Below are 14,496 nucleotides of genomic sequence, written 5' to 3'. Positions count from 1 at the left end.
CCAGTCAAAATAATAAAGCATAAATTCATATTTACTTCATACTTTTATAAAGGTCTAAACACACAACAATTTCACGTAAATTTTGCCAAATAGTCAATTTACTATTGATATTTTTCGAAATATTAGATAAATTAGGTGTAATACTTTTATATGAATGAAAGTTTTTACGACAAAAATTTCATATCTTATCAAGAGAAGCTGAGGGACTGGCCCTTTGAAGCTTCAGCAACCGGTCAATAACGAGTGAAGTCTGGTTTACATGATTGACTAAGTTAAGCACGCAAGCCTAGGTTGTTTTCTTTTAGCACAGAAAAATAATTTAAAATGAATCGAACAAAGCGTCCTTGTTTGTTCGAGGCATTTTAAATTATCTTTCTCAAGGCTTGCTCGTCAAGCCGCAGCAAGCGCAAGCTTGCCGTGCTAAAAGAAAAGACACAACACTATTTTCAAAGTGTTTAATTCTAAACCGTCAATCAATTCCCACCACGAACCAAGACTTCTGCGAGTGCCAAGGTGCTAATTCCAGCTAAGCATGTAAGATGCTTGAAAGATAAGGAGAAGCTAATAATTTTTCTAAGCCTTCTTCTAGAAGGCTTTTTTTATTTCCTTTCTCTAAAAAAATATTTACCTACTATTCATATAGATCGGAGGCTTTATTCAATGGGTTTTTTAGAAGAGTTAAAAAGTAAAATTCTAATCGGTGACGGTGCGATGGGCACAATGCTTTATGCACATGGTGTTGATCGTTGTTTTGAGGAGTTAAACCTATCTAGACCTGAGGATGTATTAGCAGTTCATCAAGCCTATATTGAAGCTGGTGCAAACGTAATTCAAACAAACACATATGGAGCGAATGATATCAAGCTTTCTCGATATGGATTAGAGGATGAGATTAGAAGAATTAATAAAAAAGCAGTTGAAATCGCGAAGAAGGCTGCAAACTCATCCACATATGTCTTCGGAACAATCGGCGGAGTCAGATCCTTTAAAAAGAGTGCTCACAGTATTGAAGAAATAAAACGAAACTTTAGAGAGCAACTATACCTCCTTCTTAATGAGGATGTTGATGGACTTCTGCTTGAAACCTATTATGATATGGAAGAAATGAAAACAGTCCTTCAAATTGCTCGTAAAGAAACGAACAAGCCTATAATTGCAAATGTGTCCCTTCATGAAGCCGGCGTCCTGCAGGATGGAACATCACTAAAAGATGGTCTTATACTTCTAGAAAATCTTGGCGCAAATGTGGTTGGATTAAACTGTCGCTTAGGCCCTTACCATATGATTCAATCATTGGAAGAGGTTCCTATACCAAATGAAGCCTATTTATCCGTTTTTCCAAACAGCAGTTTACCTGGCTTAATCGAAGGAAATCTTGTCTATGAATCTGATGAAACATACTTCAAAGAAAGTGCATTAAAATTTAGAGAACAAGGTGTGAGATTAATAGGGGGATGCTGTGGAACAACACCTAGACATATTAAAGCAATGGCTGATGCTGTTTCAAATCTTTCTCCTGTTACAACGAAACAAGTTAAGGTTCCTGCAACATCTCAAGTACATGTTCAAGAACATCAAGCTGCAGCTCCAACACCACTTGAGGAAATTGTTCTGGAGAGACGTTCTGTTATTGTCGAATTAGATCCTCCTAAAAAATTGGGGATGGAGAAATTTCTTGAAGGTGCAGAAGCCCTGCACAATGCAGGAATTGACGCCTTAACTCTTGCGGATAATTCATTAGCTTCACCAAGAATTAGTAACTTAGCTGCCGGAATTTTAGCAAAAGAAAAAACAGGAGCTAGAACCTTAATTCATATTACATGCCGTGACCGAAATTTAATCGGACTTCAATCCCATCTAATGGGTTTACATTCTCTAGGAATGTCAGATATATTAGCCATCACAGGTGATCCATCAAAAATTGGTGATTTTCCTGGGGCGACATCTGTTTATGATGTGTCATCATTTGACTTAATCAGTTTAATTAAGCAGTTCAATAAAGGTGTATCCTATTCAGGAAAACCACTTGGACAACAAACGAACTTCTCGGTAGCTGCTGCATTTAATCCAAATGTACGCCACTTGGATAAAGCAGTCGTAAGACTTGAAAAGAAAATTGCTCATGGTGCTGATTACTTTATTTCACAGCCATTATATTCAAATCAACAAATTATCGATGTATATGAAGCGACTCGAAACCTTAAGGCTCCGATCTATATCGGGATTATGCCATTAACATCCAGCCGAAATGCTGAATTTATTCATAACGAAATCCCTGGCATCAAGCTGTCTGACTCTATTCGGGAAAAAATGGCTTCAGCAGGAACGGATAAAGAACAGGCCCGCCAAGAAGGTCTTGCCATTGCAAAAGACTTAATTGATACAGCCTTCGATCTGTTCAATGGTATTTATTTAATTACACCGTTTTTACAATACGACCTTACAGTGGAGTTAACAAATTACATCCATGAAAAGGAAAAACAGCGAGCTGAAAGGAAGATTACACATGTGTAGCATCAAAAAAGAGCTAGAAAAACGGATTCTTGTCCTGGATGGTGCGATGGGGACGATGATCCAAGCAGCAAACTTATCTCCCGAAGATTTTGGTGGGGAAGATTATGATGGATGTAATGAGTATCTTACATTAACTTCGCCTAAGACAATTGAAGCCATTCACAACGCCTATTTAGAAGCTGGATCAGATATTATTTGTACCAATACCTTTGGTGCCACAAGTCTAGTTTTGGACGAATACGATTTAGGTCGCTTGGCTTTAGAGTTAAACATTGAATCTGCTAAAATCGCCAAACGTGCAGCGGAAAAATACTCTACACCTGAAAACCCTAGATTCGTAGCCGGCGCTATGGGACCAACAACGAAGACTCTTTCCGTTACAGGCGGAACAACGTTTGATACATTAGTTGAAAATTATGAGGAACAAGCAAGAGGATTAATTATCGGAGGAGCTGACTTGCTCCTTCTCGAAACAAGTCAGGATATGTTGAATGTGAAGGCAGGCTTTTTAGGCATTCAACAAGCATTTGAAAACACTGGTAAGGAACTTCCTTTAATGATTTCCGGAACAATTGAACCAATGGGGACAACTTTAGCTGGGCAGGATATCGAGGCATTCTATGTTTCACTAGAGCATATGAAGCCACTTTCTGTCGGTTTAAACTGTGCAACCGGACCTGAATTCATGACAGACCACATCCGTACCCTTTCAGGATTAGCTAATACAGCCGTTAGCTGTTACCCAAATGCAGGCTTACCTGATGAAGAGGGAAATTACCATGAATCACCAGAATCACTGGCTAAAAAGCTTGTTGCTTTTGCTGAACAGGGATGGCTGAATGTAATTGGTGGATGCTGTGGTACAACACCTGAGCATATTCGTGCTATTACTGAAGCTGTTTCAACTATTTCCCCACGCAAAATTGAAGGAAACTCTAATGGTCACACTGTATCCGGAATTGATGCCCTTCTTTATGAAGAAGGAATGCGTCCTTTATTCGTTGGGGAACGTACTAATGTTATTGGATCACGGAAATTTAAGCGTCTGATTGCAGAAGGAAAAATTGAAGAAGCTTCTGAAATTGCCAGAGCCCAAGTAAAAAGCGGTGCCCATGTTATCGATATCTGTTTAGCTGATCCTGATAGAGATGAACTTGAAGATATGGAAGCATTCATTCAAGAGGTTGTGAAAAAAGTTAAAGCACCTCTTGTCATTGACTCAACAGATGAAAAAGTCATTGAACGGGCACTTAAATATTCCCAAGGTAAAGCAATCATCAATTCTATTAACCTTGAGGATGGGGAAGAACGATTTGACGCAATTGTTCCTCTTGTCAAAAAATACGGTGGCGCATTAGTTGTTGGAACAATCGACGAGGTTGGCATGGCCCTAACTGCTGAAAAGAAACTAGAAGTCGCGATTCGCTCTCATGATCTGCTCGTCAAAAAACACGGACTAAAAGCAAGTGATTTAATTTTTGATCCACTCGTATTCCCTGTAGGAACCGGAGATGAGCAATATATCGGGTCGGCAAATGAAACTGTTCGAGGTATCCAACTTATTAAAGAAAAGCTGCCTGAATGCTTAACCATTTTAGGAGTGAGCAATGTTTCTTTCGGTCTTCCTCCAGTTGGACGCGAAGTACTGAATGCTGTGTACTTGTATCATTGCACACAAGCTGGACTTGATTATGCAATTGTAAACACGGAAAAATTAGAGCGATTTGCTTCCATTCCTAAAGACGAAATTCAAATGGCTGAAGATTTATTATTTAAAACAACGGATGAATCATTGGCAACATTTACAGCATTTTATCGGGGAAAGAAAAAAGAAGACAAAAAGCCTATCCAAAACCTGTCTTTAGAAGAAAGATTAGCCAGCTATATCATTGAAGGAACAAAAGAAGGCCTTATTCCCGACTTGGAGCTAGCACTTAAGAAATACCCTGAGCCGCTTGATATCATTAACGGTCCATTAATGGAAGGTATGGCTGAAGTGGGGGTTTTATTCAATGATAATCAGTTAATCGTTGCAGAAGTTCTCCAAAGCGCCGAGGTGATGAAAGCATCTGTTTCCTACCTCGAGCAATTTATGGAAAAACGCGATGACAGTGGTAAAGGAAAAATCCTTCTTGCAACAGTTAAAGGTGATGTTCATGATATCGGTAAAAACCTTGTAGATATTATTTTAAGCAATAACGGATATAGAGTTGTGGATCTCGGAATCAAGGTAACGCCACAAACATTAATTCAAGCTGTACAAGATGAGAAACCGGATCTTATCGGCTTATCCGGCTTACTTGTTAAATCTGCCCAGCAAATGGTCATCACTGCGCAGGATTTACAAAAAGCAAACTGTGATTTACCAATTCTTGTTGGTGGTGCAGCTTTATCAAGAAAATTCACGAGAATGAAAATTGCTCCTGAATACAATGGACCTGTTGTCTATGCAAAGGATGCTATGGATGGATTATCACTAGCAAATCAATTACGCACAACACCGGAATTATTTGCAGCAAAAGAAGCCGCGGTAACAGAAGAAGCCAAACCGAAGACTTCCCAAGCACAAGCTGTTACGGAATTGCTAATCAAGCGTGGAGCTGTAAGTGAAGCACCTATTTTTACGCCAGTTGATACAAAGCGTCATATACTCAAGGATATTGACCTTACTCACATCATTCCTTATGTAAATATGCAAATGCTTATCGGTCATCATCTGGGATTAAAAGGAAAAATCAAAGAACTAGTACAAAAGAAAGACCCTAAAGCTGTCGAGCTTGTTGAACTGATTCAAGAACTATTAAAAGATGGTGCCAAACAAAAATGGTTCAAACCAGCTGCGGCTTATCAATTTTTCCCATCTTATAGTGAAGGAAATAAGCTTCATATACTTGATCCGGAAAATACAGATAACATCCTGCAAACCTTTGATTTTCCAAGACAGGAAAAGCTCCCGCATCGCTGTATTTCTGATTATGTACGCCCAAAACAAGAGGACGGTTTTGACTATGTTGCGATGTTTGCCGTTACTGCAGGAAGTCAAATTCGTGAGCTTGCCCAAGGCTTTAAAGAACAAGGTGACTATTTAAAGAGTCATGCTGTTCAGGCACTTGCTTTAGAGCTTGCGGAAGGTTTAGCTGAACGCACTCATCAACTTATTCGTGACCGTTGGGGCTTCCCTGATGCACCGGACTTTACGATGGACCAACGTTTCTCAGCGAAATACCAAGGTCAGCGCTACTCCTTTGGCTATCCGGCATGTCCTGATCTTGAAGATCAAGAAAAGCTATTTAATCTTATCCGACCAGAGGACATCGGTATTCAGCTAACAGAAGGCTTCATGATGGAACCTGAAGCTTCTGTTACAGCTATCGTTGTTGCCCATCCGGAAGCGAAATATTTTAATGTTATGTAAGTATTTGCCCTAAAACAAATGTTTTAGGGCTCTTCTGTATCTAAACCTGTACTTCTGCCCCTTGCATTCAAGAAACTATCAACTTTCTTCGATTTTCTTTCAACTTCTTTTCAAAATCTATTAACTTTTTACTTCAATCTATCATTCGACACATTTTGACATACCTTCACCTTATTTAAATTAGGACTATCTATCGACAAAATCTCATCCTTTTGACCGACAATTTTTCATTCCAATTGCTATATAATTTTTTATAGGCAACATTGTTGACACATTGATCAATATTCTTTAAAATCAGTTTCGTGCACATTAGTATGTATAGCAACATATTTCAGTCAAAATACTTGAAGTCGAGATTCTAGATTCACTAGTAGTTGCTATGACAACATTAAAATAGCCGTAGCCTAGTTGTGATCAAACAAGAAAAATGGAGGAATTTACATGTCAAACGTTTTATTTATTAAAGCAAATTCACGCCCTGCAGATCAGGCTGTAAGTGTAAAATTATATGATGCTTTTTTACACACTTACAAAGAAACTCATAAAGAAGATACAATTACAGAGCTTGATTTATTCCAAGAAAACCTTCCTTATTATGGCGTAGAAGAAATCAATGGAATGTTCAAGCGTGCAAGAGGCATGGAATTAACAGCTGAAGAAGAAAAGGCTGCAAACTTAGTACAAAAGTACTTAGATCAGTTCGTTGCAGCTGACAAAGTTGTCTTCGCATTTCCACTTTGGAATTTCTCAGTTCCAGCAGTTTTACACACATACATGGATTATTTATCACAAGCTGGTGCTACATTCAAATATACACCAGAAGGTCCTGTTGGCTTACTTCCTGACAAAAAAGTAGTTCTATTAAATGCTCGTGGCGGTGTTTATTCAGAAGGCCCAGCTGCATCAGTAGAAATGTCTGTTAACTATGTTAAAAATGTGTTAGCATTCTGGGGAATTACGAATACAGCTGATGTTATCGTTGAAGGACATAATCAATTCCCGGATCGTTCAAATGAGATCATTGAAGAAGGTATCAAACAAGCTACTGAATTAGCAAGTAAATTCTAATAATAGAATAGACGTTAAAAAGCGAGTGAAATCACTCGCTTTTTTTCATCCATATAATCTCCTCATTTCAGTTAATATCTCCCATAAAATTGACAATATAGTAACTTATTACTAAACTAACATTAAAGTTATCTAGAATGATTAGGAGTCTATTGAACATGGCGATCTCACTTAATGAGTTTATCAGTATTTTTATCCACCAAACAGATTTAGAGCTCACAGGATATATCAAAAATAAATTATTACCTTTTAACATTGCTCCTGAACAAAATTTGGTTATGATGTTGCTTTGGGAAAAAGATGGTCTTAGTCAAAATGAAATTGCCATTAAATTAGATAAAGATAAAACAAATATTGCAAGAATGGCCTTTGGACTTGAACAAAAAGGATTTGTCAAACGAATTCATTGCCCAAAGGATCGTCGTGTTCAACGCTTGTATTTGACAAAAGAAGGAATGGAACTAAAAGAACATATTATCCCTGTTGCCAACGAGTTTAATTCATTACTTTGCCGCAATATTACGGATGAAGAACTAAAACAAGTAAGACAAATATTATGTAAAATGAGAGCCAACTTAACAAATCCGACTTAAAGAAGAAGCCAGTAAATTGGCTTCTTTTTTTGTTTAAGCTGCTTTCATAGTGGGAATAGAAAAACCACAGTACAAACATACTTTTTGATTTTCTTCACATAATAGGTAAACGATGAGATTATAGGAGGTAAAAACGATGAGTAATAGTCAAAATCAACAAAAACAAACAATGCCTGCACAGCATCAGGAAGTTCAGCCAGGACATGAGGATTTGATGAATCCAAAACCAACTTTTGATGATAAAGAATATACCGGAAGTGGAAAACTGAAAAATAAAGTTGCCATTATTACAGGTGGAGACAGTGGGATTGGACGAGCTGTTGCTCTATTTTTTGCAAAAGAAGGCGCTAATGTAGTCATTTCTTACTTAGATGAGCAAAAGGATGCAGAAGAAACGAAAAAATATGTGGAAGCAGAAGGACAAAAATGCCTGCTTGTTTCCGGAGATATTGGTGATGAAACTGTCTGTAAGGATTTAGTTTCAAAAACAGTTGAGACTTTTGGACAAGTTGACATCTTAGTGAATAATGCTGCTGAGCAACACCCCCAAAAAGGTATAGAAGACATTACAACCGAACAGCTTGAACGTACCTTTAAAACAAATATATTCTCGTTTTTCCATTTAACAAAAGCTGTGCTTCCTCATTTTAAAAAAGGAAGTGCCATTATCAATACATCATCAGTAACAGCTTATGCTGGAAATGAGCAGTTAATTGACTATTCATCGACCAAAGGTGCTATAACGGCATTTACCCGCTCGTTAGCTCTTAATCTTGCTGGTAAAGGGATTCGCGTGAACCAAGTAGCTCCCGGTCCTATTTGGACACCTCTCATTCCTTCTACATTCCCTGCTGATCAGGTTGCATCCTTTGGTGCAAATACACCACTGAAACGACCTGGACAACCTGAAGAGTTAGCACCTGCATACGTATTTTTAGCAAGTGATGATTCGTCTTATATGTCAGGACAAACGATTCATGTGAATGGTGGAAAAATTGTTAATGGATAAAAACAAAAGCGCAAGCGCCTTGATCAGCCTAGGGCAAATAAGACGCAAATGAATAGAAGACGTTCTTTGTCTTCAATTCATTTGTGGCTTATGACCTCGAGGGACTAGGCGCTGGAGCTGGATGTCGAAGCGCTTAGGCACAGTTCAAGAATTTTATAATTTCCTAAGCAAAAATAAAGGGACTGTCACATGACAGTCCCTTTAACATATTATGATTTCTTCTTTCCTCGCCTATAAGCCAGTATCAAAAATAAAATAAACAATACAGGGACAATGATAAACACACTAATAAACGGTATGTTTAGACCTGTCTTTTCTTTTATTTCATATACTTCCGCTATTTCACGATCAAGGATAAACTCGAATTCGTTATTTTCCATTTCAAATGTATCGCCGGTCAGCAAGCCTTCAAGCTTTTTATTATCAGCTATATCAGATGCAGGTATTTTTACTTTTTGAGTTTCAGTTGTATTATTAATGGCAACAATTAGTGATTCTTCTTGGTAGGATCGTTTAAAAATAATCATACCATCCTTTTCATATAGAACCTCATAATCACCCTTAGTTAGAGCAGGGAATGTTTTTCTGACAATTGAAAGTTTACCTAAATAATCAATCAATTCCTCATCAGATTGAAAATTCATTAATGGACGATTTGCCGGAGGCTCTCCCCCATCAACGGCAATTTCAGAACCGTAATAAACGATAGGAGTTCCAGGGATAGTATACAAATATGAAAATGCCATTTTCAACCGTACACCTGGGTGCTGATTATTTTCGATGGCATGTCTTGTAAAACGCATCGTACGATCATTATCCACATATGTACTTAGTTCTTGCGATGATTGAGAAACAACTTCTGAAATTGGTTGAAAAGGTTGATCGACGTTAGCAAATACGTTTGCTGTTTCTTCATAAAAAGTCTGATTAAGAATGGAATCAAAACCATTTTCTATATACGTAGAACGAACATTTGAATTATCTGACTCCATTGAACCTACTAAGTAATAATCCTCTTTAAGTCCTTTTAAGTCCTTATGAAAATCTTTCCAAACACTTACATCAATACTATCAACTTGTTCGAAATAGTAGCCATCTACATCAGTTTCTTTCATCCACCAAGTTGCTGTTTTTGTTAGATTTTGGTCAATCTCTCCATAATCCAATAATATATTCATTTCCAGTTTGTGTGCTTCCTCAACCAGTTGCTTAATATCTTCTACTGTTCCGGCATGTTCATCGAGTGTTTTTACTTCATTAGCATTATTTTCTTTATCAAAAATAGGTGAAAGAATGATTGAAGTAAATCCCATCTCATGGATATACTCGATTTTCTTAATAATCCCCTCAATATCTCCCCCATGATAAGCAGTCGGATCCTCAAAATCGAGATCACCCCCATCATTTTTAGGGTTTCCATTATTAAAGCGATCGACAACAACATAATAAGCAATTTCATCCTGCCATGCCTTTTCTTCTTTTTCAGCAGCATTCACCGGGATTGCGCCTAAAAGAAGAAACAGAATCAGCAAAAGTTTGATAGCTTGTTTAAACATATGTTCCGTTCCTCCTATATTCTATATCTCTACGTTCTTAAGAGTATCTCTTTGTGTCATATACCGTCAAATTTTATTTGGATTTCTTAACGTCTTTTCATGAATATCCTGTTTATGATTGGAAATAGCTTAATAATACACATTCTTCTAACGTAAAGGAGTCGTCATGCTTGCTGAAAGAAGCTATTTACCATCGTCCTAAAGACCAATATGCATACACTGCTTGTAATGGGTCTTTTCACATTCAACTTCGAACAAAGCATCAAGATGTTACATCTGTCACTCTTTTTTATGGAGATCCTTTTGAATTCGATAATGGTCAATGGAAGTACACATCTGCACAAATGATGCAAAGTGGTACAGATGGATTGTTTGATTACTGGTCAATCGCCGTGTCTCCACCACAAAAGCGCCTTAGGTATGCATTTCACCTAAAAAGTTTCAAAATGGAACTCTTTTTTACGGAAAAAGGATTTTCTGATAATGTTCATAATGATTTTCCAGCTTATTTTTGCTTACCATACTATCATCATTCTGATGCATTTAAAGCGCCTGAATGGGTAAAAAGTACAGTTTGGTATCAAATCTTTCCTGATCGATTTGCAAATGGAGATTCTTCAAATGACCCTTCTGCAACATTAGCATGGAACAGCATTGAGCCTACTTCAGATTCTATTTTTGGAGGAGATTTACGAGGAGTCATCCAACACCTTGATTATTTAGTAGACCTTGGGATAAACGGCATTTACTTTACCCCGCTCTTTAAAGCAAATTCAAATCATAAATATGACACGGTAGATTATTTCCAAATAGATCCGCAGTTTGGAAGCTTACAGGATATGAAGGAAGTTGTTGAAGAATGCCATGCGAGAGGAATACGTGTAATGCTTGATGCGGTATTTAATCATTGCGGAAAGGATTTCCCTCCATTTCAAGATGTGTTGCGACATGGTGAATCATCGAAATACAAGGATTGGTTTCATGTAAGCTTTTCATCAGCTGGTGACATACAGTATGAAACCTTTGCATTCGAGAAATCAATGCCAAAGTTGAACACTCAACATCCGGAGGTTCGTAAACTTTTATTTGACGTTGGGCAATTTTGGATAAAAGAATGCCACATTGATGGATGGAGGTTGGATGTGGCGAATGAGATTGACCATCAATTTTGGAGAGATTTTCGTTACGTGATAAAACGTGATGATCCTGACGTTTATCTTGTTGGAGAGGTGTGGCATGATGCAATGCCTTGGCTTGACGGAAATCAATTTGATGCTGTCATGAACTATCCTTTCGCACAAATGCTTCATCAATTTTTTGCTTATGACGTTATGAATGTGGAGGAGTTCACATTTACTTTACAAAAGTATTTACACCTTTATCCAAAGCCTGTTTATCAGACGTTGTTCAACATGGTCGGAAGCCATGATACACCAAGAATCATCAATCTTGCAAAAATGAATAAGCAAAAGATTAAGCTGTTATCCGTTTTTCAGTTCAGTTTCTTTGGTTCTCCTTCGATTTACTATGGAGATGAAATCGGCTTAACCGGAGACCAAGATCCCGGATGCCGAAAGTGTATGGAATGGGATGCTTCCAAGCAGGACCAGGATATGTTAACATTCATGAAAAAATTAATTCAACTTCGTAAGCAATATCCTGTCCTCGGAAATGACGGGGAATTCCAACTTTTATCTTATGATAAAAATAAAAATTCTCTTTGTTATCAAAGAGAAAATTCAAAACATCTTGTCATTATTATCATAAATAATCATCCTGAAAGGCAAACGATGCTGCTTCCACTTCAGCTTAAGGACCGCACTATTCTAGATTTATGGAACTCAGAAGAATTTGCTGCGCATTCTGATCAGCTTTCTATCACACTTGATGGATATGATTTTGCGTTATTGCTTTTAAAGAAATAGTGTTTTAAAATACACAATCTTTGCGAAAGCAGTCTGAAATAATCGTTTTCTTTATCTCCTTAAAATAACTTTTCTATATTCAATTGGTGTTATCCCTTCCATTTTCTTGAATAATTTTGAAAAGTAAGTGGAGTCCATAATTCCTACTTCTTTTGAGATATTGGCAATCTTTTGATCTGTTGTGGCTAACAATTTTTTTGCTTGGTTCATCCGATATTTATTTAAATAATGATTAGGTGTCTCACCAACAATTTTTTGCATACAACGAGTTATATAATCCGGGTGAAAATGGATGGCATCTGCAAGATCCTCCATTTTTACTTCATCCTTATAATGAGTCTGTATATAAGCTACCGCTTCTTCTACCACCTTTTCAGCAGCAGTAGGGATTTTACACGCTTCCTTTTGAAGGTGTAAAAGAAACTCCTGAAAAAACAATTGCTGTCTTAATTGATAATCCGGTGTTTGATGATCAACATTTAATAATTGCTGAAAAATTGTTTCTACAAAGCTCGTATTCTCTATTTCTCCATAGCAGGGAATTGACAATCTATAAGAAGGAGGCTGATCATAATCGCCTTGATACTCGTGAATATCAGCCCAGTTTGTAATTCCTTTTTCAACAATTTCATAGGTTGTCGGGATGATAAAATGAAACCAATAATATTCTGACTTCACATGACATCCTTTGTGACCAAAGTGTTCAAAACCTGGGATCAATATGATGTATTGGCCTTTGCCAATTGAGTATGGCTCATGATCCTCAGTTAGAAATAATTCCCCTGATTTTACATAAATCAAATCAAAAACGGTAAATGTTCTGTGAAAATGTTTTGTATTCTTTTCAAAAATAGCATATCCTCCCGTAATGAAGGTCGGAAAAGCTGGTACCTGAAACTCAATATGTGACAAGCCTCATCACCCTCTAAGTCGTATTTCTCCAAATTATATCGTGATCTTCTCTTTCTATTATACTGCAATCTATGTAAACTTATTAAGTATTATCGACTTGTAGTAAGGAGGTAGATAAAGATGTCTACTTTAAGGAAAGATCGTAAAATGACATTATTTGCATTAACATGGCCCATATTTATTGAAATTATGCTTCATATGTTAATGGGAAATGCTGATACATTGATGCTTAGTCAGTATTCTGATCATTCTGTGGCAGCTGTTGGTGTTTCCAATCAAATATTATTTCTATTAATTGTCATGTTTGGGTTTATTGCGACAGGGACGACGATTCTCGTTGCTCAATATATAGGTGGAAATCTTTATAAAGAAGCAAAAGAAATATCTTCTGTTTCACTTTCTGCAAATCTCTTATTTAGTATTCTGATTAGTGTTATCATTGTCATTGCAAGTGAAGATATCCTGCAACTGATGAATTTACCTCAGGAACTAATGGCAGATGCAATGTTTTATTTAAAGGTTGTTGGAGGATTTTCCTTTCTTCAAGCTTTAATCATGACAGCAGGTGCAATTCTTAAAAGCTATGGTTATACGAAGGATTCCATGTACCTGACAATCGGAATGAATTTAATTAATATTATTGGAAACTATTTATTTATCTTTGGACCTTTTGGTATTCCTGTTTTAGGTGTTCAAGGTGTTGCGATTTCAACTGTTGTATCCCGTTTTATTGGGTTACTCGCTATTCTTTATATTTTAAAGCAACGTGTTCACTTTACTCTTAGCCTTAAAGGTCTTTTCAAACTTCCGGCACATTATATTAAAAAGCTTCTTTATATCGGTATACCTACTGCTGGTGAACAATTGTCATATAATGCATCTCAAATGATGATCACAGTTTTCATCACAATGATTGGAACAGAAGCCTTAACAACAAAAGTGTATGCCCAAAATCTAATGATGCTCATTTTATTATTTAGCTTGGCAGTAAGTCAGGGGACACAAATTTTAGTTGGCTATATGGTAGGAGCAAAAGAGTATGATTCGGCATACAAAAGATGCCTAAAAAGCTTGCAATCTGGTATCGTTATTTCTACGTTGATGGCGATCGTCTTTACCTTGTTTTCCGATCAATTGCTCGGTATCTTCACCTCAAATGAAAGGATACTCGAGGTTGGCGGCACATTAATTTTACTTACCATCATACTTGAGCCTGGAAGAGCCTTTAATATGATCATCATCGGTTCTTTAAGAGCAGCCGGAGATATACGGTTCCCTACCTACATTGGGATCCTGTCAATGTGGGGCATAGGTGTACCAATTGCCTATGTGCTTGGCATTCATTATGACCTTGGACTTGTTGGAGTATGGATTGCTTATATAACAGACGAATGGGCACGAGGAATAATTATGTACTATCGTTGGAAATCAAAAGCATGGCAAGGAAAACGATTTACTCAAGAAGCTGTTGTTTCGTAAGCTGCCGTGGAAAATTTAAGGCAAA

The 14,496-nt window shown here is 37.2% G+C and carries 9 protein-coding genes; 7 read left to right on the top strand and 2 right to left on the bottom strand.

Going from position 1 to position 14,496, the window contains the following annotated elements; translation table 11 throughout:
• The first annotated feature begins 660 nt into the window (after positions 1-660).
• The 5 genes from HWV59_RS05725 to HWV59_RS05705 all read left to right on the top strand — a co-directional run bounded on the left by HWV59_RS05725 (position 661) and on the right by HWV59_RS05705 (position 8,599).
• The gene (locus HWV59_RS05725) at positions 661-2,514 is read left to right on the top strand and encodes a bifunctional homocysteine S-methyltransferase/methylenetetrahydrofolate reductase (RefSeq protein ID WP_175638286.1); all 1,854 of its coding nucleotides are present in this window, start codon (positions 661-663) and stop codon (positions 2,512-2,514) included.
• On the top strand, positions 2,507-5,929 hold the full coding sequence (gene metH, locus HWV59_RS05720) for a methionine synthase (protein WP_102228391.1): 3,423 nt from the start codon (positions 2,507-2,509) through the stop codon (positions 5,927-5,929). The genes HWV59_RS05725 and metH overlap by 8 nt, the downstream gene beginning before the upstream one ends.
• A 441-nt stretch (positions 5,930-6,370) precedes the next feature.
• Positions 6,371-6,997, top strand: a complete 627-nt coding sequence (locus tag HWV59_RS05715) for an FMN-dependent NADH-azoreductase (protein ID WP_175638285.1) — start codon at positions 6,371-6,373, stop codon at positions 6,995-6,997.
• A gap of 158 nt (positions 6,998-7,155) precedes the next feature.
• On the top strand, positions 7,156-7,590 hold the full coding sequence (locus tag HWV59_RS05710; RefSeq protein ID WP_175638284.1) for a MarR family transcriptional regulator: 435 nt from the start codon (positions 7,156-7,158) through the stop codon (positions 7,588-7,590).
• A 136-nt stretch (positions 7,591-7,726) separates the two neighbouring features.
• Positions 7,727-8,599: an SDR family oxidoreductase gene (locus tag HWV59_RS05705; protein WP_175638283.1), complete on the top strand. Its 873-nt coding sequence runs from the start codon at positions 7,727-7,729 to the stop codon at positions 8,597-8,599.
• Between the two features lie 209 nt (positions 8,600-8,808).
• Here HWV59_RS05705 and HWV59_RS05700 read toward each other — a convergent pair whose 3' ends face one another.
• Positions 8,809-10,155, bottom strand: coding sequence for an alpha-amylase family glycosyl hydrolase (locus tag HWV59_RS05700; protein WP_175638282.1), 1,347 nt, complete (start codon positions 10,153-10,155; stop codon positions 8,809-8,811).
• 170 nt (positions 10,156-10,325) lie between these two features.
• On the opposite strand from HWV59_RS05700, the gene HWV59_RS05695 reads away from it, so the two are divergent.
• Complete coding sequence (locus HWV59_RS05695; protein ID WP_175638281.1) at positions 10,326-12,080, top strand: alpha-glycosidase; 1,755 nt, start codon at positions 10,326-10,328, stop codon at positions 12,078-12,080.
• Between the two features lie 51 nt (positions 12,081-12,131).
• Here HWV59_RS05695 and HWV59_RS05690 read toward each other — a convergent pair whose 3' ends face one another.
• Entirely contained in the window at positions 12,132-12,992 is an 861-nt protein-coding gene (locus HWV59_RS05690) for a helix-turn-helix transcriptional regulator (RefSeq protein WP_102228385.1), read from the bottom strand.
• Between the two features lie 120 nt (positions 12,993-13,112).
• Here HWV59_RS05690 and HWV59_RS05685 point away from each other — a divergent pair, with 120 nt between their 5' ends.
• The gene (locus HWV59_RS05685; RefSeq protein ID WP_175638280.1) at positions 13,113-14,471 is read left to right on the top strand and encodes an MATE family efflux transporter; all 1,359 of its coding nucleotides are present in this window, start codon (positions 13,113-13,115) and stop codon (positions 14,469-14,471) included.
• The last annotated feature ends 25 nt before the right edge of the window (positions 14,472-14,496 follow it).

This window comes from Metabacillus schmidteae, assembly GCF_903166545.1.
Taxonomy (GTDB): domain Bacteria; phylum Bacillota; class Bacilli; order Bacillales; family Bacillaceae; genus Metabacillus; species Metabacillus schmidteae.
This window is presented reverse-complemented; position numbering and strand designations above follow the sequence as displayed.